Raw genomic sequence first — 19,044 nt, forward strand, 5'->3', positions numbered from 1 at the left:
GTCGGCTGCGCCACTGAAGCATGCGCTGCCGGGCGACAAGCAGGCCCTTGCTGTCCTGGTTCGGCTTGCGTCGGGAAGTCGAATGGACGACATCCGCAGACCATTATGGCGCCGACAGAAGAAACCATAGCCAGTTGTAGAGCTGGCATTTCAGAAGAGACGACCGAGAGCAGGTTTGCCTGCGGTTTTTCATCCTTGGAGATATCATGCCCGCAGAACCGGTCTTCCCCCCGCACGATCTCGAACCTCGGAAGGGCAGTCCCAGTCCGCGCCTCAGGGAAGCCGAATTCAAGAAGCGGTTCCTGAACCAGTTCCAGGATAAGGCCTACGGGCCGCTTGGCCGTGAACTTAACAGCATCGCGAGCGCGGCCTGGGACGCCTATCTTAATTCTCGAAAGAGCCCGAATACGCGGAAAGCAGGACCGGAGTTCAGCGATCCGGACTACGATCTGTCGGTCGACTGGCTCAATGCCCGAGACGCCATTCGTGCCGCGCGGGTTCGGCATGATAACGAAAATGGGCCGCTGCGCATCCTCCTGATCAACGGCTCGTCACGCAGCGAGCATACCTGTCCCGGCGAGGTTTCGAAGAGCTTCAGGATGGTCGAGATTGCCAAGGAGATATTCGCCGGCCGGCCTGAAATCGACGTGAAGTTCCTCGATCTCAGCCGCCTCTGCTCCGAATACGGCCGACAGATACATCCGTGCAAAGCCTGCTTCTCGACGTCGGCTGCGCTCTGTCACTGGCCCTGCTCCTGCTACCCGAACTATTCGCTCGGCCAAATCCATGACTGGATGAATGACATCTACCCGATGTGGGTTGAGGCACATGGCATCATGATCGTGACGCCGGTGAATTGGTACCATACCTCGTCACCGTTGAAACTCATGATGGACCGGCTCGTCTGCGCTGACGGCGGCAATCCCGATCCGACGACAACACATGGCAAGCACGCTAAGGAAGCGAAAGAACTGGAGATGAAAGGTTGGAACTATCCCCGCCATCTCGCAGACCGCCTTTTCGCTGTTGTCGCCCATGGCGATACGGAAGGTGCCGAGGATGCCAGACGCGGCGTTTCCGAGTGGCTCAAGTCCATGGACCTCATCCCAGCCGGAACGATGGCAGAAGTAAGCCGCTACATCGGCTATTGGGAACCCTACGCCACGAGCCATGAGGCGCTCGACAAGGACACAGCGATGCAGGAGGAGGTGCGCAACGCAGCGCGGACCCTGCTTGGAGCCATCCTTGCGAAGCGCACGGGCAAGAAGGTTACTGCTGACGAAGATCTTCGCCAACCGCGCGAAAAGTGAACCGGTTACGCTCATCATGCTCGATGGGCGCTTGCATTTACAACTCGCCTTCGCTGTAGATCTGGCCGATACAACGCAAGCTGCGCTTCATGGCCCCGACGGTGTTCGGCATCGTTTTGCGAATGCGCCCAAAAAGGCTACGGTCCATATTCGCCCGTTCATCTCGAATTCGCAGGCAAACTTATACATCTCGTGGCCTGTGCTGTCGTGCTTTATCAGATTTGCATCCGGCGGGGTCTTTTTCGCAAGCCTCGGGCTTGTCGCAACCTGGTTCCTTTGAGGCCGCGGGGAAATCGCGGGCGAGCACTGTGTCCTGTCGGAGAGCGGTGGTGGAGCAGATCGCATTGCTTCGGCACTCGGCACATGTGCTTTCGCGCCTCGACGTCTGCGTCGCGCAGTATTATGGCTGGGTTGTAATGGGCATCTGGAGTGCTATGACGACAGGACCTGTTCTGGCTCGGAACGCGCCAAATGTCACGCGCTCACGCTTAAAGTCCGCAACCTTGGCTCGTCCGTGCGGCAGCACTAGCAAAGGGACCGCGGTCGCCCGTGGAGGATGGGAGAACGGCCGCGCGACCCATATCGAACAACGGCAATGGAAGATGTTCCCGTCGAGATACAAAAAGCGCCGCCCTTGTGTGAGAAATTTGAGGCAATTGCCATATCTCTTCGTCGGGTCAAGAACAAACGGCCACAGCCCCGCTCGAAGGCACTGATCGGGTGCGGCCGCTTCCGCAGCGGAGTCCGGTCCTCAAGGCAATCGGTAAGCGGAACCATCGCAGGTGGTCACAGGATTTGCTGCTTGTTTGCCCCTTCGGCGGAACTGCCACCTGCTGGAAATTACTTGCCGCAAGACATTCCCGGGTGCACGACATCAAGCGGCCAGATTTCAATGGAACCATCGCAACGGTTGGAGTGTTAGATATCGGATCCGCGTAGCGGGGGCTGCCAACTCCAGTTCACACCGCCATCTGCTAGAGCGATCGTCCGAGTGCCGCAGGATTACGGTCCCCTCTACGCTGCGGCACGTGATGCGACAGGCCTCGCCTTTCTTCTCAGCCTGGCGGCGCTTGCCGCATCTGTATACGCCCAGCTGATGCTTCCGACATGAATCTCCATCCAATCGGACGGCCATGCGATCAATCAGTGACGTCGTAAAGGGACTAGGTGGATGGCCCCGCCAGGAAAGGGCAGCCGTCTAAGAGACTATCCGCATGCAGGGCTGCGTGCGGCGCTATTGTTTCCCTCTCTGAGACAGGGGCATCAGCATGAGAGCGAAGGAGAAAGGATAATGCACCGAGCCGCAAGAATTCCTGATGTCATTTCACACGACGAACATATCGTCACCGCCAAGGAGGCGTTGGAGGGTCTCTATCTGAAGCTCGAGCAGGAGTTGGAAGTGCGTTTAGTCGCGGCCGCGTTGCGCGCCGGTTGGCAGGCTGACGAAGCCATGGAGGCGATCGCTCAGCTTCGCAACGAGGACTTGGAGAACTTTGAAGCACGCAGCCGGCCGCGAGCGGAGGAAAACAACCGCCACCATCGGATTTGATGCCGTTGGCTCAGGTTCACAGTTTGAGGTCGCGGCCCGTTGTCAAGAAAATGCCCCGACCGGCTGGGCATCTCCGCCGGAAGGGTAACGGTCGAGTTTTCGCCACCCAAGCATGCTTATTCCGAAACCTCGCTTTGCTTACCGATCAAGCGCGCATAGTCTGCAAATTCCGGGTTTTCACCTCTTTCCGCGGCCTCGTTGGCCAGAAGCAGAAGCCGGATCGGGAAAACCACACTTTTTCGGTTGGAATCGGACAGCTGAGGCAAGTTACCCGCGCTGACACCTGCTTCCGCCTCAGTCAGCGCGGCGCAAACATCTGAGTGGCTGATGATGCCCTTTTCGACCATCATTTTATTCATTGCTACCAGGGCCATGTAGAGCCCCTCTAACTGCAGATTGGCGGTATTCAAATCGGTCCCTTTCAGTCAGAGTTGAACTTATACCATAGGTTTCCTGGTCCGACGTACCCGGCGAGATTTGCAGGGATTTTCACCCTGGCTTCGCATCAGAAGAACCGACCAAGCCGATGTCTGTTCCGCCAGAACGGCCGCAGACTTTGGTCTGCAACGCCGCTTGTCCCAGATTTCACTCATTGAAGGACAGCCATCTTTACAGCGATACGAATGCAGGCGATCGCGTGCATTGGTCTACAGCTGTGATTGACGGTGATCGGATGTGCTCGGAAAAAGTGCCGTCATTCTCTGCTCTGCGGTTATCCAGGCTCGAACGTGGTAACGCCGCATAAGGAAGACGTTTCGCGCGAAAATTGCCATTCCCAGGAGAACTGGAAACGGTCACAGTCAAGCCGGCGATCGCCTTCACGACCACGCCAGCAAAGATGCCAGCGATGACGCTCACCGCGCCGGCCGTGCTCATGAACGACTGCCAGCGCGACTGCTTTACGGCCCTGTCGCTCAGTACAGCCTTATCGTCGTCATGGGTCGAATGGACCAGATATTTTTCCATCAGAGGCGCGACCTCAATATAATAGTGGCGGATCCGTGCGATCCCGCGCGCATGCCCCATGTCTGTGACCTGCGCAACGAAAGCGAGAGCGATTGTCGCGCTCGATACCGATGTCAGGAACAAGTTGGCGCGTTGGTTGGCTTCCTGGATCGTGGCAGCCCGGGCAGTCTGCAATACGAAATGTTCGGTGGTCATGAATTGCAGGACCCGCCGCCGCGTCTTGCTTTCGTCCGCCTCCGAGCTAACAGCCATTTTCACGCGGCGATCCGTCATCGCTCCCTCGCAATCTCGGCTCGAGGTTCTGCGGCGTAGAACGCCCGGCAGGAAAGCCTCGAGATTGCCGAATTCATTAATGTGCTGCTGCTGCCGAACCGGCGTGACATTTGGACACGGCGAATGGTGATGCGGTGACGGCCCTCGGGAGGTTCGTCAGCTTGAGTCTTTTCCAAGTGGCGCCGCAACGGCCACAAAACTGGCCCCAGCGGCGGCAGGATGCCGCCGTCATTCGCGGTTCCTGCCATTGCTTGATGCTGCAACATCGCCTTCACATTTTTTCCCGGTGATGCCGGCGCCACACGATGGCGGACCAAAAGGTTCCACAATCAGAGGCGGGCCGTCGACCTGGAATGGAGAACGGCTAGCATCAGCGCGAGTTCCGTTGCTGAAAGAAAAGTCAGGATGAATGCTGGAACTGGCCAGAAACGTCGGTCCTATCTGGGACGTTCAAAGCATCACCCTTCAAGCTCGCCAGCGAAACACGCTGTTCTGTCGAGGCCGTCCCGATCTGACTAATGTCCCGCAAAGGAACGTGCTTGAAAGGGCCAAACTGAAGGCTATCTGACGACGATATGGCTCGCCACGCGGCAATCCAGGAATAAAAGGAATAAACGTGACAGGCGGATGGATTCATCTTTGCATCGATATGCAGCGGATGTTCTCGGAGGATACGCCCTGGCATGTAGCGTGGATGCGCGAGGTATCGCCAGAAATTGTGGAACTCGCGCGTTCCCATCCAGATCGGACCGTCTTTACACGTTTCATACCGCCAGACCGGCCTGAAGACCTCCCTGGCATGTGGCGAACCTATTATGAAAAGTGGCGGATGATGACGATGGAGCATCTCGACCCGCAGATGATTGACCTTGTTCCTGCCCTGAAGGCTCTGGTTCCTCCCGCGCGCGTCTTTGACAAAATGACATACTCGCCCTGGGTCTGCGGACGGCTTCACAGGATGCTGTCGGAAGAGGGGGTCGGGACTGTCGTGCTGACTGGAGGCGAGACGGATGTCTGCGTCCTGGCGGCCGCGCTTGGTGCGATCGATCTCGGATACCGAGCCATCCTTCTGAGCGATGCCGTCTGCAGCGGGGCCGACGAGACGCATGATGCTTCGCTTGAACTCCTCGGCGGCAGGTTTTCGGTTCAGCTCGATGTCACGACCACGGAGAAATTCCTGAGGGAGGTTTGACCCGCTCGCCGGAGACGCTCCGTGGCCATTTGGAACGGAGATAGCCTTCATCTTATGCCCGCGTTGGGTTCGTTTTCCAGACACCTCTTGCCGACTTTCAGGCGGATAGTTCCGGCGGTAGTGCCCCCAGGCTACAGATTGGGCGCTTCTGCCCGTCGGTCATCACAAGTGATCGACGCGCCACTTGCCTTGTCGCTGCATGGTTTTCTCGACCTCACGGGTGCTGCTCATGACCCTTCGGAGTTTTGGTAAACAAACGCTGGTCGCTACAATTATTGAATATCAGACACCCAACTCATGGCTTGGGCTTTCTGCTCCTGCGGGAAGACCCGGGCGTCGATCTGCGGGAAAATCATTCCCGTCATACCCGTGGCCGCTTTAATCCATTGCTTATCGGAGATCACGGCAGCGCGTTTAAACCGGTGGAATTCGCTGAGCTTGCTTAAGCCGTATTGCAAATCGCGTTTCAGAGCATCGGCCGTCATGTCCTCGAAATCCGTGAGGTCCGCCAGGACACCAATGTCTTCATGATCACCCAGCTTCTCCTCGATGGCAGGTATGACTTTTTCGTAGTCGTCCGCCGTGAGGGTACCGGCAACACGAAACGCCGCGACGTTGTCCGGAGCGATTATGAGCTCGATCATTATTTCCTCCGTTCAATGGGCCTCATGCACTGCAACCAAAACCTATCGTGGAAGGATGTTCCACAGGCGCAAACATCGTGGCGCGCCGGGATCTCGCTTCTTCCACAGCAACCCTGAAGCCCGTCTCAGATCAGCGGCTTACCGCCCGTCACAGCGACGGTGGCCCCCGAGACGTAGCTTGAGAGCGGATCGGCAAGCATTACATAGGTCGTCGCGAGTTCGGCAGGTTGACCGGCACGTTTCATTGGCACCTGCTGGCCGAACGTCTCAACGGCTTCCGGCGACATCGTCGATGGAATAAGAGGTGTCCAAATCGGTCCAGGAGCAACGGCGTTGACCCGGATGCCTTTTTCCGCCAGCAGTTGGGCTAGCCCTGCGGTAAAATTCTGTATGGCGCCTTTCGTCGTCGCATAGGGCAGCAGCGAGGGGTTAGGCATGTCTGCATTGACTGACGCGGTATTGATAATCGCGCCGCCGGGTTTCATGTGCGCCACAGCCGCTTTGGTCAGGTAAAACATTGCGTGAATATTGACCTTAAAGGTCAGGTCCCATTCGTCGTCGGAAATCTCGGCAATGTCGGAGAATGTCGCCTGATGCGCCGCATTGTTCACCAAGATGTCGATGCCGCCAAATTCGCTGGCAGCGCGCTCGATGATCATGCGGCAGTGCTTCGAGGACTGAATATCGCCGGGAACGATGACGGCTTTGCGGCCCGCTTTTTCGACCCAGCGCTGCGTTTCTCGCGCGTCCTCGTCCTCGTTCAGATATGAGATCAGGACATCTGCGCCTTCGCGCGCAAAGGCGATCGCAACAGCCCTGCCGATCCCGCTGTCCGCGCCCGTAATGATCGCTTTTTTTTCGAGTAGACGGCCAGAACCCCTGTAGGACTGTTCGCCATGATCCGGGGCCGGATACATGGGTCGCGTTAGGCCTGGCATCGGCTGCTGCTGTGGCGGGAACGACGTAGGGTAGCTTGGCATCTGATTTTCCTCTTTGTCCGATGCAGCTCGAACATTTGCAACGCCTAAAAGTTCCGAAATGAGCGGATGTGAAGTGAACGGCAGACCCGGCAGCCCAGTCTGTCCCCAGGTCAAGGTCGCCGCTTGGGACTGCCCGACGAGTGGATCTTTGAAGGGAACCTTTGGCTTCCCCGAAAGTTCGCCGGGCGAAGAGACTTGTATGCCCAAAGGCCGTTAGAGGCAGCCGGCGATGATGCTGAAAACCGTTTGAAAGGACGCTCCCATGCAAGCCGTTCGAATTCACCGCTTCGGCGGGCCGGAGGTGATGAAAGTCGAAACCATCGATGAACCATTTCCGGCGGGCAACGAAGTCGTGATCAAAGTTCTCGCCACGAGCGTGAATCCCGTCGACGTGAAGGTGAGGGAAGGCAAATATCCTCCCGTAATGGAGAGGGAGCTGCCCTGTGTCCTTGGCCGGGACGTCTGCGGTGAAATCGCCGATCTTGGCGATGAGGTGTCAAGCTTCCTCATGGGCGACGAGGTCTTTGCCTTCCTGTCTCCTGGCCATGGCGGATATGAGGAATTCACGGTCGCAAAGTCCAGTGAAGTTGCCATGAAACCCAAGTCGCTCGATCCTATCACTGCGGGGCCGTGCCATTGGCGGGGACCACAGCCTGGCAAGGGCTCTTCGATCTTGGCAATCTCAGCACGGGCCAGCGCGTCCTCATTCATGGCGGCGCAGGCGGCGTTGGGCATTTCGCGATACAATTCGCCAAGGCGAAGGGCGCATGGGTGGCAACGACTGTGTCCGCCGCCGACAAGGACTTTGCAAAGCAGCTTGGGGCCGATCAGGTCGTCGATTACAGAAACGAGCGCTTCGAGGACATGGTGGAACCTGTCGATGTCGTCTTCGATCTGGTTGGTGGCGAAACACAGGAGCGCAGCTTCAGCGTCGTAAAATCCGGTGGCGCCCTGATTTCCACGCTGTCGGAGCCTGACGCCGAACGGGCCAAAAAGCAGAACATCCGTGCCGGCCGCTACACCGCGCAGCCCAACGGCGCTCAATTGCAAGAGATTGCCACGTTGATTGATCAGGGCAAGGTGAAGGTCGTGATTGATCGGATCTACGATCTCCATCAGGCAGCGGAGGCACATCAAGCGCTGAAGGAACCGCAGGTTCGAGGCAAAATCGTTCTCAGGGTGCTCGGCTGATCCATATCTAAATTCGGGCACTGTTCAGGCCAGCAAGTGTTGTCAGGCGCGCGAAGAGGTAAGGAAGGAACGTCAATAGGTGGAAAGCGCAGACACACCAAACAGCGGCGGACGGCATTCCGCATGTTGCCCTAGAGAGCTCCGTTTCCTTTCTTCGCGACGGCTATACGTGCATCTCGCGCATTTGCGACGCACACAGGTCGACGCCTTCAGCACGCGCATCATGCTGACGCCGGTCATCTGCATGCGCGCTGCGGAGGCAGCAGAGATATTTTACGGCGGTGGTCGCCTGTCTCGCAAGAACGCCATGCCGAAGTCCGTTCTCCATCTCCTTCAGGACGAAGGCAGCATGCACGCGCTGGAAGGCGAGCCTCATCGGGTCCGAAAGCGGATGTTCATGAGGATGATGAGCGACGTTCCGCTACGAAGAGCAGTCGAGCTGTTCCGCCATCAGTTTCTGGCGGGAATCGATACCTGGAGCACTCTCCCCGAGATCCGCTTCCACGACGAGATCCGCAAAGTACTGACGCGGACGGCGCTTGCTTGGGCAGGCGTGCCGCTCGACGACGACGAGACCGATGATCGCGTGGAAGAGCTGGGCGCGATGGTCGACGACGTAGGCAGTTTCGGACCAGCGAATTGGCGTGCGCGCCATCTTCGCAATCGAAGTGAAGCCTGGGCGCGTTCGATTGTCGAGCGTGCGAGAGAAGGGAAACTGCCGTTGGACGACGGCGACGCGCTTTCTATCATCGCCCACCATCGAGACGTGGATGGCGAAGAGCTTGGTCCCGCTGTCGCTGCCGTGGAGCTATTGAATGTGCTGAGACCAATGGTCGCTATCGATCGGTTCATCGTCTTTACGGCTCCCGGTGAGTGGCTGACGATTGCAATCCTGAAGGAGGCGGCGAGGTTACTGTGCGGCAGAATACAGTATGAGATCCCGCTTCAGGATCTCAGCATCGATCTGGCCCAGATACCGGCGCTGCCGAAGAGCGGCTTCTTCATCCGCGGGGTCCGGGCTACCTGATCGGCCAGGGAGGCATCCACATCGGCGGTGGACGGCAGGCGCAGTGCAAGCAGCGCAAACTGTACGTTTCCGAACGGGAACATAAAATCCTTTTCAGTGTTCAACCGTCGGATACGCGGCTGACCTTCCCTCTTCGTGGTTCGCGTTATCCGCCTGAGCCCTGGAGGGGATAAGCCTCCTGTGGCACGAAATGCGACAGGAACCGCTCTTGCCGCCCTTGGGCGTGTTTCCTGTCGCATTTTCCATGTTTCGGCGAATGGCCCGCCTGCTTTGGGGCCGACATCAGAAATCGGGAACATTTCCTTATTCCTCATGTTTGAAGACAACGAACGCGACGCCGAAGAGCTCCGTTACTGCCAAGGCATTTCGCCGCGACATCGAGAGCCTTGCGATTGCGTCAAGGCGGATGGCCGCGATCTCTGTCAATCCGCTCTCGGCGCACATGAAGCCAGCCTCTCCTGATTTCGTTGCCATCCAGGGCGCCGCGCAATCGATGAGGAGGTTTGCGATGAGGGAAGAAAAGAAAGCAACCGCCCCGCAGGTCCGTGGCGATATTCAGAAAGGATTAACCGGGGATATAAAGCCTGGCTTCGATCCGGCACTTGCACCTATGGAGACCGATGGTGAAGCTGCCGGCACACCGATGACAGCCAAAGAAATCGAGATTGCCCGGCGAACACAGCGGGCAGATCCGGTCGATGGACAGGAGGATTACGACGTGTCCATGCGCGAGCCTAGGACGAACCGCACCACGCCGGAAACCGTTGCGACCGGATGGCTACGCGTCTTTATCGTCGTAATGGCGTCGATCGCCGTCGGGATTGCGCTTCTTACGTGGCTTTATCCAAGTCTATAGCGTCTTCGCGTTCTCCTGCAAGCCCCGCCGCCGACAGCGATTAAGCTTCCCAAGCCGCAAGAAAGAGCGCATGGTTTCAATCAGACCCGCGCAACAGCCTCTTGGCCTTCCAGGAAACCGCGATGGCCTTGAACGCGGTGGCAGGCCTATGGACGACGCCGCCGGAAGAGATGCGGCAGTTTCCTGGCGTCTGAAAACCACAGACGAACGCGGCGCTACCCTCCCGGGCTATTTCGGCCACGTCGACCGATTTCGGAGAAATGTCAAAACCGTACAGAGGCTCCAGGCATTCTGGAATCGCGCAAAGCTTTGACGCATAAACGAGCAGATTCCTTGATCGTGGCGCTCCGGTATGGGCCGAGGTTGCCCGCCGATTGGAGAGACAATGTCGCCATTTAACCAATCGACGGTGAGAAACAGGCTCCTTCGCGTTTTATCACTTGAGTCCTTCGAGGCCCTTCGACCCGCTATGGAGGCTGTCGATCTTCCGCTAAGGTATGTTCTTACGGAGGCCAATGAGCCGAGCAGCTACGTCTACTTCATCGAGGACGGATTGGCCTCGATCGTGGCGACTAGTGTGGATGACGAGAAGGTCGAAGTCGGCCATGTCGGACGTGAAGGCCTGGGCGGTTACCATGTTTTGCTCATGGCCGAAAGCACTCCGCACCGCACTTTCATGCAGGTTGCTGGATCAGGGATTGCCGTTCCTGTTGACCTCTTGCTGCAGGTGGTCGATAGGGACAAGCCGACACGCGACCTCCTCTTACGCTACGTTCATTCGGCCGAGGTGCAGCTTGCGCACTCCGCTTTGGCGAATGGCCGGTATAGTATACAGGAGCGACTTGCCCGCTGGCTGTTGATGTCGCATGATCGCCTTGGCCGGGCCGATTTGCCGCTCACCCACGAGTTCTTGGCGTTGATGCTTGGTGTCCGGCGTTCGGGTGTCACCAACGAATTGCATATCCTTGAAGGTATCCACGCTATCACGGCGACCCGCGGCAACGTCCGTGTTCTCAGCCGGGAAAAGCTCGAAGAAATCGCTGGCGGGTGCTATGGCCTGCCTGAAGCAGAGTACGAACGTTTGATCGGAATTCCAATCAAGGCTGGCCCCTTCATTCGCACCGCCTGATCGCGTCTCCAAAAGCGACGATAGCCAGCAGCGTTCCCGCATCGTCGCATATGTGAATTTGCTGGTCGGAAATGTCACGGCCGCGCAGCACAGCCTCGCTCATGAGCGTGCGTGCATCAAAAATCGCCTCCGACCTCGCTTCGTCGAGGGTTGCAAGCTCTGTGCCCTCAGGATCGACGACGACGCCCGAGCCCGTGACAAGATTAAAGTAGAATCGCGGCACTGCCGGCTCCTTTTCGCATTGAGCGAAGTGAGAGTTTGACTCATGACGCTGTCTCAAAAAAGCGGTGCGTGCTGCTTTTTCTCGCCGGCCGAGATCGGGCTGCGCGCTTGTCCAATCCGCCTTAACAGGCACTTGCGTTCGCACGGACGCGTTTTCCGTGTTTCTACGGAATCTTCGTTCCTCGTATCGCCTGCTTTTGTCAAAGCAGAGGAGGAGCGCTGGAGCTGAGTGATTTAATCCAGCGCCAAATGGAGATGGTTTTGCGCCGCGTCTAAGACGGGCGACGGAATGCATAATAATCAGAATTTCAGGGCAAGTGTGCGCTTTCGCACAAACTCCGTGTCGATCGGAACACATTTTTTCATCGATCATTTTCCAATTACCAAATGGAGAATGAAACCGTGAATTCAGAACCCATTCGGCCCACGCCACAAGAGCAAATTGTTTCCCTTGTTCCTGCACTTCGAGCCTTCGCTCGCCAATTTGTTCACAATGGGAGTGACATTGATGATCTCGTGCAGGAGGCTGTCGCCAAAGCACTGGCGCACGTAGACCGATTCGAGCCTCGCGGCCCCGACGCGATGAAATCGTGGCTGTTTACCATCATGCGCAACACTTTCCTCACGCAGTGCAAATCTCGGAAGCGTTCGCCTATCGGCTCGGTCGATGATCTGGCCAGCTTAGACGTGCCCGTTCACTCGAATCAGGAAATGGCGCTGTTTGCGAACGACGTCCGGGCGGCCCTGAAGAACCTCCCTGTGAAACACCGAAAGGCTCTTATCTACGTTGCTTGGGGGCTAAGTTACGAGGAAACAGCCGGTCTCTGCGGCTGTGAGATCGGTACGATAAAAAGCCGTGTCAATCGCGCACGCGGTCATCTCGCTGCCCGCCTCAACGGCGCAAATGTCTCTCCAGATACGCGAGGATCACCGATAAGAAAGTCTTAAGTTTCCTTTGGCGCAACGGCTGGGGCATTGGTTTCTTCAGCGCCAATCCAAAAATGTCATCCTTGTTGCGGCGGCGTTGGCGGGCGAAGATGCGCATTGAACCAATCCGTAGCGTGCCGGACCACTTCATCTAGGGTACCGGGTTCTTCAAAAAGATGGCTCGCGCCTGGGATGATAAAAAGCTGTTTCTCGGTTTTCAGCGCATCATACGCCAGTTGATTCATTTCGATCACCGGCCCGTCGAGACTGCCGACCAGAAGCAGAGTGGGTGCGCGCACATCTGGCAAGACATTAATAGCCAGATCGGGCCGGCCGCCGCGCGAGACGACTGCCGCAATGCTCGAACCCAAATGTGAGGCGGCCGTCAAAGCCGCAGCCGCGCCGGTACTCGCGCCGAAATAGCCGGGCACGAGACCGGAAGTTCGCGGGTTGTCTCCGATCCAGCCTGTTGCCAATGTCAGCCGCGATGCAAGAAGATCGATATCGAAGACGTTGCGTCTGTCGCGTTCTTCGTTCTGCGTCAACAAGTCAAGTAAAAAAGTGCCTAGTCCGGCCCTTCGAAGCGCCGCAGCAACGTGGTTGTTGCGCGGGCTGAGTCGGCCGCTCCCGCTCCCGTGAGCAAATATAACGATCCCCGTTGCCCCGTCAGGTATGCCCAAAAGACCGTCGAGGCCTTTCGGTTCGATCCGCACCTCCTCGTTGCGCTCTGGAAAAGGCATTTCGGCCATGTGTCTATCCCGTTGTGTCCTTGCGTTCCTATAAGAGCACAACTGAAATCGGCCGCGATGGTTTCCATGAATGGAAGAAATCCTGCCGGCGAGGCGCAGTTCGATCGGTATTGGCCTCGTAATGCCTCTCTGTGGTCAGTTTGTGAGCCGGGGCGCCGATAGGTCTATGTATGCAGGAACCTGGCGACGCAGGAGGAGTTCGCACAGGAAGTCACTTCGAAAGGACGACATGCACGAGAGGAACATCGCGACTGTTCTTATCACCGGCTCCAGCGGTTTACTCGGCCCAGGCAATTGCGAGAGGTCTTCAGGATCGCTATCGCGTTATCGGTCTCCACGTAGTGCAGCCGCGGAAACCGCTGGGCGGTATGGATACGACCTGGTACCTCACCGGCCAATAACGGAAGCGAAGCCGTCGTGATCATGGGGGGAGGATCGGCCTGTCGGAGAACCCAGCTCAGTCGAGGCGGAAGACTGATGTCGCCGGCTTCACTTGTCGATGTGGCGCTCGCGGACGTCGCCAGGGGGTACTGTCCGTCGCCTAGACCTGCAGCAGGGCGTAAGGCTTACCCGTCGGCTTTTCGACATCGGCCGCGACATTGAAAACCGGCGCTCCGCCAGGTGTGCGGCCTTCATAGGTGCCGCGGTGGGCATGGCCATGGACGACTGCATCGACATGAAAGCGATCTATTGTTTCTGCAAGGCGTGAAGAGCCGAGGAACGGGTAGATTTCCGGAGGCTCACCGATCACCGTTTCGGCGATCGGCGCATAGTGCAGAACAACCAGAGCTCGCTGGGCCCGCACCTGACGCATCGCGTTTTCAAGACGCATGGCCTCGTCGACACTCTCGGCAACCATGGCCTTGATCGCCGCTTCTCCGAACGAACTGAGCATATATCTGCCAAAGCCGCCTGCGAAACCCTTGGCTCCGACGAAACCGACGCCGTCGATTTCCGTTGCCTGCCCATTGAGAAGGTGGACGCCCGCTTCCAGCAATATGGAACACACATCGTCCGCAAAGCCGCTTTCATGGTCGTGGTTGCCGAGGACTGCGACAACAGGTACCGCGCAACTCCTGAGATCGGCTGCTAATAACTCCGCTTCCTTTGGTTTGCCGAGATCCGTCAGATCGCCGGCGATCACGAGCACATCGGCCGCACCTGAAATCTCAGAGAAAAGATCGCGATAGGAGCTGGCTGTGTCTTCCTTTACATGGAGGTCTGCGACGGCCGCGACCGTTAGTTTTCCATTGGTTTTGTTCATCGGGCTGCTCCGGTCATTCGCTGCGCGCCTCTCCGTCACCACCAACGTCGGCAAACCCCCATTCCTTGACGTCGATTTCGAAATCACTATGCGAGTACATGCGACCGCGGCAGATCTTTGTCCGTGGCAGCGGGAGTTCGCGCTGTGCGGCAAGCCGGTCAAGGAGTTCGTCGAGAAGCCATAAGGGCACCTTGTCCCGCTCGGCAGGGTATATCCAGCGAAAGTTCAGGAGATGTATGAGAAGGACCTCCCAGTGCACCTCCAAATATCCGAGCAGCTTGTGCCAGTCGATCTGGTCGTGCGCTTTGAGGATAACGTGTGCGACGTCGGCGCCGTCATAGCGATCCCGCTGCTGTACGAAGCACTTCGACCAGATCAGTTCCGTTGGTGCGATGATTGAGACATGGCTCCCGTTCAACTCGATCCGCCGTGCCTTTTCGAACCACTGATCGCTAACCGGCATGGTCCCATTGGATGATGCGAAAATGACATCGAAGAAATGCCGGCCTTTGAAGACCTTTCCTAACCATCGATCGTCCTCAATCTCCACAGCATAGCCTTGCGCCTTGAAGTGCGCCAGAATGCGCGCGTAGTCGCCGGCCTTGCAAAAAATGTCGAGATCCTTGGTGGAGCGTGAAATGCCGGTATAGGCGCTGACGGCATAGGTTCCCGCCACCAAAAAAGGAATTCCTGATGCGACAAGCTCTGTCACGGCTTGCGCGATGAACACCTCCGCATCACGATCAGCCAGCTGCGGCACGGCTTTTGCCTGCATTCGAGAGGAGGCGGCACGGCGCGCGCCTTGGGTGCAGGAAGTCATTCGGACGCCTTCCAAAAGTCATTGATGATACCGGGAACACGCAGCCTGTTACTAAGTTCCATCTTCGGCTGACGATGAAAAAGGCCACAGGTGACGAAGAAGGCGGCATAGCCGATCGGCGATGCCGCCTTCTATTGCAAACAGGCTAAGACCTACCGGGAGCAAGCTGACCGGAATGCCGAAGCTTTATGCCGTCAGGATATAGACGATCGTGTAGTCGTCCGGATCGACAATGACGATGCGTCTGTCCGCAAGCACGGAGAAACGGTAGTCCTTGTATTGCGGCACGATTTCGACGATCCGAGGCGCCAGTGGCTCAAGCCTTACCGTGCGTGGAATGCTTGTTCCGACGGAGACGTTGAAGTCGGTCTCCCGGACGGGTTCAACCTGCACTTCCTTTATCACCTGCCGCACTTCAGTCTGCTGCTCGACGGTGACTGGAACGAGCGGCATCGGCCTGGCCGGGGCAAAGCGTATCGTTGCCGAAGGTGGTGAGGTGGGTGTTACCGGCATTCGTGCTGACCGTCTGAGAGAGGTGGCAGCATCTCTACCGCCTGAGACTTTCGTTCTTCGCAACGATGCCGCCGACCGAGGTGCCGGCGCAGGAATTGGCCGAACATGTCAAAGGAAAGGTGGGAGCCCTCGATGGGCTGTGGCTTAAAGCCGGGTTCGCCGCGGTCGCGCCCATTGAGGAGATTGATGCCGATTTCTTTGATCGCATGATGAACGCAAACGTGCGCGGCCCCGTGCTTCAGCTCGCTAGCCTGTCGCCTCTTCTCAATCCAGGGGCCTCGGTGGTCGTGACATCGTCGACATCGACTTTCGAAGGGGCCGGCTTCGCGAGCGTCTACGCTGCGACCAAAGGCCCCGTTCTTTCGAGCGCGCGGTGCTGGGCCTCAGCCTTGGCGGAACGGAATATACGCGTCAACGTCCTCGTGCCCGGTCGAATCGACATGCCCGCGGACTTCCGAGCCCAATTCGAAGCCGATGTGGTGGGGCATATCCCGCTTCGACGCATCGGTTCGCCGGAGGAGGCAGCGGCTGTCGCGCTTTTTCTGCTCTCAGACGACTCGTCCTATGTGACGGGGAGCCAATACGCAGTCGACGGCGGACTTGTCATGCAGTGAGGCGCGGCTGACGGAATCAGAACTCTCGGAACATTTTCCGATGACGTTTGTTGCAAGGCATGTGCGGTGACGAGGAAAGGCGATGAGAGCTCCGGCATGGCGTGGCAGGGAGGCCTGTGAGTTCGGAAAGGAACCTGAATGCCCGAGCTAAAAATTCCATGGTACATCGACGCGGTCATCTACGGCATCGATGTCGAGAAATTTGCGGATGGAAATGGCGACGGCATCGGCGATTTCATCGGGCTGACGCAACGGCTATCATATCTCAACGACCTCGGCGTGACCTGCATTTGGCTGTTGCCTTTCTACGGCAGCCCTGATCGGGACAACGGCTACGACGTCAGTGATTTTTACGCCATCAATCCGAAAGTCGGCACGCGGACCGACTTCCTCAATTTTCTCCACGGGGCCGGCGAGCACGGCATCAGGGTGATCATCGATCTCGTCGTCAATCACACTTCAAACGAGCATCCGTGGTTCGAAGCGGCGCGGCGCGATGACAAGACGCGCTTTCGTGACTACTATGTCTGGAGTCGCGATCCACCGCCGGTTGAGGCTGGAGCGACTTCGATTTTTCCCGGCGAGGAAACCAGCGTCTGGAGCTACGACGAAGTCGCCAGGGCCTACTATTTCCACAAGTTCTATCACTTCCAGCCCGAACTCAATATCGCAAACCCCCAGGTTCGCCAGGAGATCGAGCGCGTGGTCGACTACTGGCTGGCCTTCGGCGTCAGCGGCTTTCGCCTGGACGCTGCCCCTCTGATCATAGGCGACAACGGTTTGGAGCGAGCCAATCCGCGTGATCCGCACGGTGTTCTGCGGGATATCGGAAGCTATCTGCAAAAGCGGCGGCCTGGCGGCGTCCTGCTGGGTGAAGTCAACCTCGAACCAGAGGGAATGGGACGGTTTTTCGGGGAGGGCGAACAGCTCGGCTTGCTGTTCAACTTCATGCTGGCCTGCTACATCTTCGCAGCCATGGCGAAGGAGGATGCCGGTCCGATCCACGAAGCATTGAGCCTTCTGCCCGAGCCGCCGCCTTTTTGCGGATGGGCGAACTTCCTCAGAAACCTTGATGACTTTGATTTTTCGCGCGTGCCGGCAGAATTGAAGGAGCAGGTCTTCAAGGTCTTCGCGCCTGAGGAGCGTATGCAGGTCTTTGGTCGTGGCATCCGCCGGCGGCTCGCACCTATGCTGAAGGGCGACCAACGGCGGATAGAGCTTGCATTCAGCCTCATCATGTCTATGCGGGGACCGCCGCTTTTCGTCTACGGCGACGAAATAGGACTTGGTGAGGACTTATCGCAACCAGGCCGGAATTCAGTTCGCGTTCCGATGCAGTGGTCTGCTGAAAAGAACGCAGGATTTTCAAAGGCGAATGTGGGAGATCTCGTTCAGCGTCCGGTTTCCAGCGGCCCGTTTTCCTACGAGCACGTCAATGTGGCAGACCAGCAAAAGAACCCTCGATCCCTATACAGTCACATCAAACGCCTGATCGCTTTGCGGCGCAAACGTCCGATCTTCAGCAGCGGGCGTTTCGTCAGGCTGAATGCCAGCGACCCGGCGGTATCAATTCACGGCTTTGAAGATGCCGGTTCTCTTCTTCTCGTCGCCCACAACCTCTCGAGCCGGGAAGTCACAGCTGAAGCAGAACTCGACGCAGTGTGTTGCAAGAGGCTTACTGATCTGATTGGCAGGGCAGAATATGACGCCTCGATGAAACTTCGCCTGAAGATGGCCCCTTACGGGTATCTTTGGCTGAGTTCGGAAGAGAGCTGATGGTTCACGTCGGATACCATGCATCTCAAGAGCAATTTACCCCGCGCGAACTGATCGATTATGTCCGTCTTGCCGAGCAGGCAGGTTTTAACAGCATCATGTCGTCCGACCACCTTGCGCCGTGGAGTGAACGGCAAGGCCAATCCGCGTTTGTCTGGACATGGCTTGGTGCAGCGATGCAACTTACGAAGCTGCCTTTTGGTCTGATCACAGTCCCGTCAGGCTGGCGATACCATCCGGTGATAACAGCCCAGGCGGCAGCCACGCTGGCGCAACTTTTTCCGAACCGGTTTCCGTGGATGGCCGTTGGAAGCGGCCAGGCGTTGAACGAACATGTCGTAGGCGATCGCTGGCCTTCCAAAGCCGAAAGAAACGCGCGGCTAATCGCTGGCGTAGAGATCATTCGAGCTCTCTGGTCTGGCGAGACAGTCAGCAGCACTGAACCGGTAAAGGTCGACGAAGCGAAGCTTTATGCGCTGCCCGATCGGCCGCCGCTGATCATCGCCGGCGCACTCTCAACCGAGACTGCCGAGTGGGCAGGAGGATGGGCCGACGGTTTGATCACGATCAATCAGCCACGCGAAAAAATCGTCGAAATCATCGATGCCTTCCGCCGCGGCGGTGGCGAGGGAAAGCCGCTCTATCTGCAGGCTCATATTTCCTACGCGCCGACGGAGGAAAATGCCTTGCTGAATGCCTTCGATCAGTGGCGCAGCAATGCGGTTACTGCGGCCATGGCCGAAACACTGCGTTCGCCTAAAGAGTTCGACGAAGCGTGCGTAAATGTTCGGCCGGAAGACATGCACCGGTATGTGAGGATCGCCTCCGATATCGGACAGCACAGGGCATGGATTGAGGAAGACGCGGCGATCGGCTTTGAAAAGATATACGTTCACAACGTCGGCAGAAATCAGCGCGAATTCATAAAGGCGTTTGCTCAGCTGCTATCTGCACTGTCTTGAGGATTTCATCTGGACACGCCTTCTAACGCAAGGCTGTGTCCGCGCCTGCGGTCTGGCCTGCTATCCCGGCGCGGCTCAGC

Annotated in this window: 20 protein-coding genes and 2 pseudogenes; 12 read left to right on the forward strand and 10 right to left on the reverse strand. The window is 57.7% G+C overall.

The annotated features are described in order from the left end of the window. Positions 1-206 precede the first annotated feature (206 nt). Both ACZ9BX_RS28185 and ACZ9BX_RS28190 read left to right on the forward strand, forming a co-directional pair. A complete protein-coding gene (locus ACZ9BX_RS28185) occupies positions 207-1,310 on the forward strand; it encodes a flavodoxin family protein (protein WP_476221471.1) in 1,104 nt (367 codons plus the stop codon). A gap of 1,291 nt (positions 1,311-2,601) precedes the next feature. Continuing rightward, positions 2,602-2,859 carry a hypothetical protein gene (locus ACZ9BX_RS28190; RefSeq protein ID WP_476221472.1) on the forward strand — a complete coding sequence of 86 codons (258 nt, stop codon included), beginning with the start codon at positions 2,602-2,604 and terminating at the stop codon, positions 2,857-2,859. Between the two features lie 116 nt (positions 2,860-2,975). Here the strand turns inward: ACZ9BX_RS28190 and ACZ9BX_RS28195 are convergent, their stop codons facing one another. Both ACZ9BX_RS28195 and ACZ9BX_RS28200 read right to left on the reverse strand, forming a co-directional pair. Further along, positions 2,976-3,269: a hypothetical protein gene (locus ACZ9BX_RS28195; protein ID WP_087006277.1), complete on the reverse strand. Its 294-nt coding sequence runs from the start codon at positions 3,267-3,269 to the stop codon at positions 2,976-2,978. Positions 3,270-3,468: 199 nt separating this feature from the next. Continuing rightward, a complete protein-coding gene (locus ACZ9BX_RS28200; RefSeq protein ID WP_476221474.1) occupies positions 3,469-4,098 on the reverse strand; it encodes a hypothetical protein in 630 nt (209 codons plus the stop codon). A gap of 616 nt (positions 4,099-4,714) precedes the next feature. Here ACZ9BX_RS28200 and ACZ9BX_RS28205 point away from each other — a divergent pair. After that, complete coding sequence (locus tag ACZ9BX_RS28205; protein WP_476221476.1) at positions 4,715-5,290, forward strand: cysteine hydrolase family protein; 576 nt, start codon at positions 4,715-4,717, stop codon at positions 5,288-5,290. 272 nt (positions 5,291-5,562) lie between these two features. On the opposite strand, the gene ACZ9BX_RS28210 is transcribed toward ACZ9BX_RS28205, so the two are convergent. Together ACZ9BX_RS28210 and ACZ9BX_RS28215 are read right to left on the reverse strand one after the other, a co-directional pair. After that, on the reverse strand, positions 5,563-5,934 hold the full coding sequence (locus ACZ9BX_RS28210; protein ID WP_476221478.1) for a SpoIIAA family protein: 372 nt from the start codon (positions 5,932-5,934) through the stop codon (positions 5,563-5,565). Between the two features lie 125 nt (positions 5,935-6,059). After that, entirely contained in the window at positions 6,060-6,914 is an 855-nt protein-coding gene (locus tag ACZ9BX_RS28215) for a glucose 1-dehydrogenase (protein ID WP_476221480.1), read from the reverse strand. Between the two features lie 304 nt (positions 6,915-7,218). Here ACZ9BX_RS28215 and ACZ9BX_RS28220 point away from each other — a divergent pair. The 3 genes and pseudogenes from ACZ9BX_RS28220 to ACZ9BX_RS28230 all read left to right on the forward strand — a co-directional run. Beyond that, positions 7,219-7,455, forward strand: a pseudogene (locus ACZ9BX_RS28220) (alcohol dehydrogenase catalytic domain-containing protein); the annotation flags it as partial. Positions 7,456-7,550: 95 nt separating this feature from the next. After that, complete coding sequence (locus ACZ9BX_RS28225; RefSeq protein WP_476221482.1) at positions 7,551-8,105, forward strand: NADP-dependent oxidoreductase; 555 nt, start codon at positions 7,551-7,553, stop codon at positions 8,103-8,105. Between the two features lie 184 nt (positions 8,106-8,289). Beyond that, positions 8,290-9,132, forward strand: coding sequence for a cytochrome P450 family protein (locus ACZ9BX_RS28230; protein WP_476221484.1), 843 nt, complete (start codon positions 8,290-8,292; stop codon positions 9,130-9,132). 303 nt (positions 9,133-9,435) lie between these two features. On the opposite strand, the gene ACZ9BX_RS28235 is transcribed toward ACZ9BX_RS28230, so the two are convergent. Next, a complete protein-coding gene (locus ACZ9BX_RS28235) occupies positions 9,436-9,606 on the reverse strand; it encodes a hypothetical protein (RefSeq protein WP_476221486.1) in 171 nt (56 codons plus the stop codon). Between the two features lie 34 nt (positions 9,607-9,640). Here ACZ9BX_RS28235 and ACZ9BX_RS28240 point away from each other — a divergent pair, with 34 nt between their 5' ends. Then, entirely contained in the window at positions 9,641-9,988 is a 348-nt protein-coding gene (locus ACZ9BX_RS28240) for a hypothetical protein (RefSeq protein ID WP_476221487.1), read from the forward strand. 385 nt (positions 9,989-10,373) lie between these two features. Further along, complete coding sequence (locus ACZ9BX_RS28245; RefSeq protein ID WP_476221488.1) at positions 10,374-11,117, forward strand: Crp/Fnr family transcriptional regulator; 744 nt, start codon at positions 10,374-10,376, stop codon at positions 11,115-11,117. Here the strand turns inward: ACZ9BX_RS28245 and ACZ9BX_RS28250 are convergent. After that, entirely contained in the window at positions 11,101-11,340 is a 240-nt protein-coding gene (locus tag ACZ9BX_RS28250) for a DUF6894 family protein (RefSeq protein ID WP_476221489.1), read from the reverse strand. The genes ACZ9BX_RS28245 and ACZ9BX_RS28250 overlap by 17 nt on opposite strands. A 401-nt stretch (positions 11,341-11,741) precedes the next feature. Here ACZ9BX_RS28250 and ACZ9BX_RS28255 point away from each other — a divergent pair, with 401 nt between their 5' ends. After that, complete coding sequence (locus tag ACZ9BX_RS28255; RefSeq protein WP_476221490.1) at positions 11,742-12,287, forward strand: sigma-70 family RNA polymerase sigma factor; 546 nt, start codon at positions 11,742-11,744, stop codon at positions 12,285-12,287. A gap of 56 nt (positions 12,288-12,343) precedes the next feature. On the opposite strand, the gene ACZ9BX_RS28260 is transcribed toward ACZ9BX_RS28255, so the two are convergent. The 4 genes and pseudogenes from ACZ9BX_RS28260 to ACZ9BX_RS28275 all read right to left on the reverse strand — a co-directional run. After that, positions 12,344-13,015 carry a dienelactone hydrolase family protein gene (locus tag ACZ9BX_RS28260; RefSeq protein WP_476221491.1) on the reverse strand — a complete coding sequence of 224 codons (672 nt, stop codon included), beginning with the start codon at positions 13,013-13,015 and terminating at the stop codon, positions 12,344-12,346. A gap of 541 nt (positions 13,016-13,556) precedes the next feature. Further along, entirely contained in the window at positions 13,557-14,279 is a 723-nt protein-coding gene (locus ACZ9BX_RS28265) for a metallophosphoesterase family protein (RefSeq protein WP_476221493.1), read from the reverse strand. A 13-nt stretch (positions 14,280-14,292) separates the two neighbouring features. Further along, on the reverse strand, positions 14,293-15,099 hold the full coding sequence (locus ACZ9BX_RS28270; RefSeq protein ID WP_476221494.1) for a nucleotidyltransferase family protein: 807 nt from the start codon (positions 15,097-15,099) through the stop codon (positions 14,293-14,295). Positions 15,100-15,285: 186 nt separating this feature from the next. Beyond that, positions 15,286-15,543, reverse strand: a pseudogene (locus ACZ9BX_RS28275) (DUF1236 domain-containing protein); the annotation flags it as partial. Between the two features lie 134 nt (positions 15,544-15,677). Between ACZ9BX_RS28275 and ACZ9BX_RS28280 the strand changes: the two are divergent. The 3 genes from ACZ9BX_RS28280 to ACZ9BX_RS28290 all read left to right on the forward strand — a co-directional run bounded on the left by ACZ9BX_RS28280 (position 15,678) and on the right by ACZ9BX_RS28290 (position 18,964). Next, positions 15,678-16,226 (forward strand): SDR family oxidoreductase, encoded by a 549-nt coding sequence (locus ACZ9BX_RS28280; protein ID WP_476221495.1) that lies wholly within the window; start codon positions 15,678-15,680, stop codon positions 16,224-16,226. A gap of 138 nt (positions 16,227-16,364) precedes the next feature. Continuing rightward, a complete protein-coding gene (locus ACZ9BX_RS28285; protein WP_476221497.1) occupies positions 16,365-18,002 on the forward strand; it encodes an alpha-amylase family protein in 1,638 nt (545 codons plus the stop codon). Further along, a complete protein-coding gene (locus ACZ9BX_RS28290; RefSeq protein ID WP_476223069.1) occupies positions 18,002-18,964 on the forward strand; it encodes a TIGR03885 family FMN-dependent LLM class oxidoreductase in 963 nt (320 codons plus the stop codon). Before ACZ9BX_RS28285 ends, ACZ9BX_RS28290 begins: the two co-directional genes overlap by 1 nt. Positions 18,965-19,044: the final 80 nt, after the last annotated feature.

The sequence above is a fragment of the Rhizobium sp. USDA 3886 genome (assembly GCF_056279785.1).

Coding starts and splice junctions, on each gene's coding strand:
- ACZ9BX_RS28245 (WP_476221488.1), top strand. CDS start 10,374: ATGTCGCCATTTAACCAATCGACGGTGAGAAACAGGCTCCTTCGCGTT.
- ACZ9BX_RS28190 (WP_476221472.1), top strand. CDS start 2,602: ATGCACCGAGCCGCAAGAATTCCTGATGTCATTTCACACGACGAACAT.
- ACZ9BX_RS28280 (WP_476221495.1), top strand. CDS start 15,678: ATGCCGCCGACCGAGGTGCCGGCGCAGGAATTGGCCGAACATGTCAAA.
- ACZ9BX_RS28270 (WP_476221494.1), bottom strand. CDS start 15,099: ATGACTTCCTGCACCCAAGGCGCGCGCCGTGCCGCCTCCTCTCGAATG.
- ACZ9BX_RS28285 (WP_476221497.1), top strand. CDS start 16,365: ATGCCCGAGCTAAAAATTCCATGGTACATCGACGCGGTCATCTACGGC.
- ACZ9BX_RS28210 (WP_476221478.1), bottom strand. CDS start 5,934: ATGATCGAGCTCATAATCGCTCCGGACAACGTCGCGGCGTTTCGTGTT.
- ACZ9BX_RS28265 (WP_476221493.1), bottom strand. CDS start 14,279: ATGAACAAAACCAATGGAAAACTAACGGTCGCGGCCGTCGCAGACCTC.
- ACZ9BX_RS28200 (WP_476221474.1), bottom strand. CDS start 4,098: ATGACGGATCGCCGCGTGAAAATGGCTGTTAGCTCGGAGGCGGACGAA.
- ACZ9BX_RS28215 (WP_476221480.1), bottom strand. CDS start 6,914: ATGCCAAGCTACCCTACGTCGTTCCCGCCACAGCAGCAGCCGATGCCA.
- ACZ9BX_RS28290 (WP_476223069.1), top strand. CDS start 18,002: ATGGTTCACGTCGGATACCATGCATCTCAAGAGCAATTTACCCCGCGC.
- ACZ9BX_RS28235 (WP_476221486.1), bottom strand. CDS start 9,606: ATGGCAACGAAATCAGGAGAGGCTGGCTTCATGTGCGCCGAGAGCGGA.
- ACZ9BX_RS28185 (WP_476221471.1), top strand. CDS start 207: ATGCCCGCAGAACCGGTCTTCCCCCCGCACGATCTCGAACCTCGGAAG.
- ACZ9BX_RS28260 (WP_476221491.1), bottom strand. CDS start 13,015: ATGGCCGAAATGCCTTTTCCAGAGCGCAACGAGGAGGTGCGGATCGAA.
- ACZ9BX_RS28240 (WP_476221487.1), top strand. CDS start 9,641: ATGAGGGAAGAAAAGAAAGCAACCGCCCCGCAGGTCCGTGGCGATATT.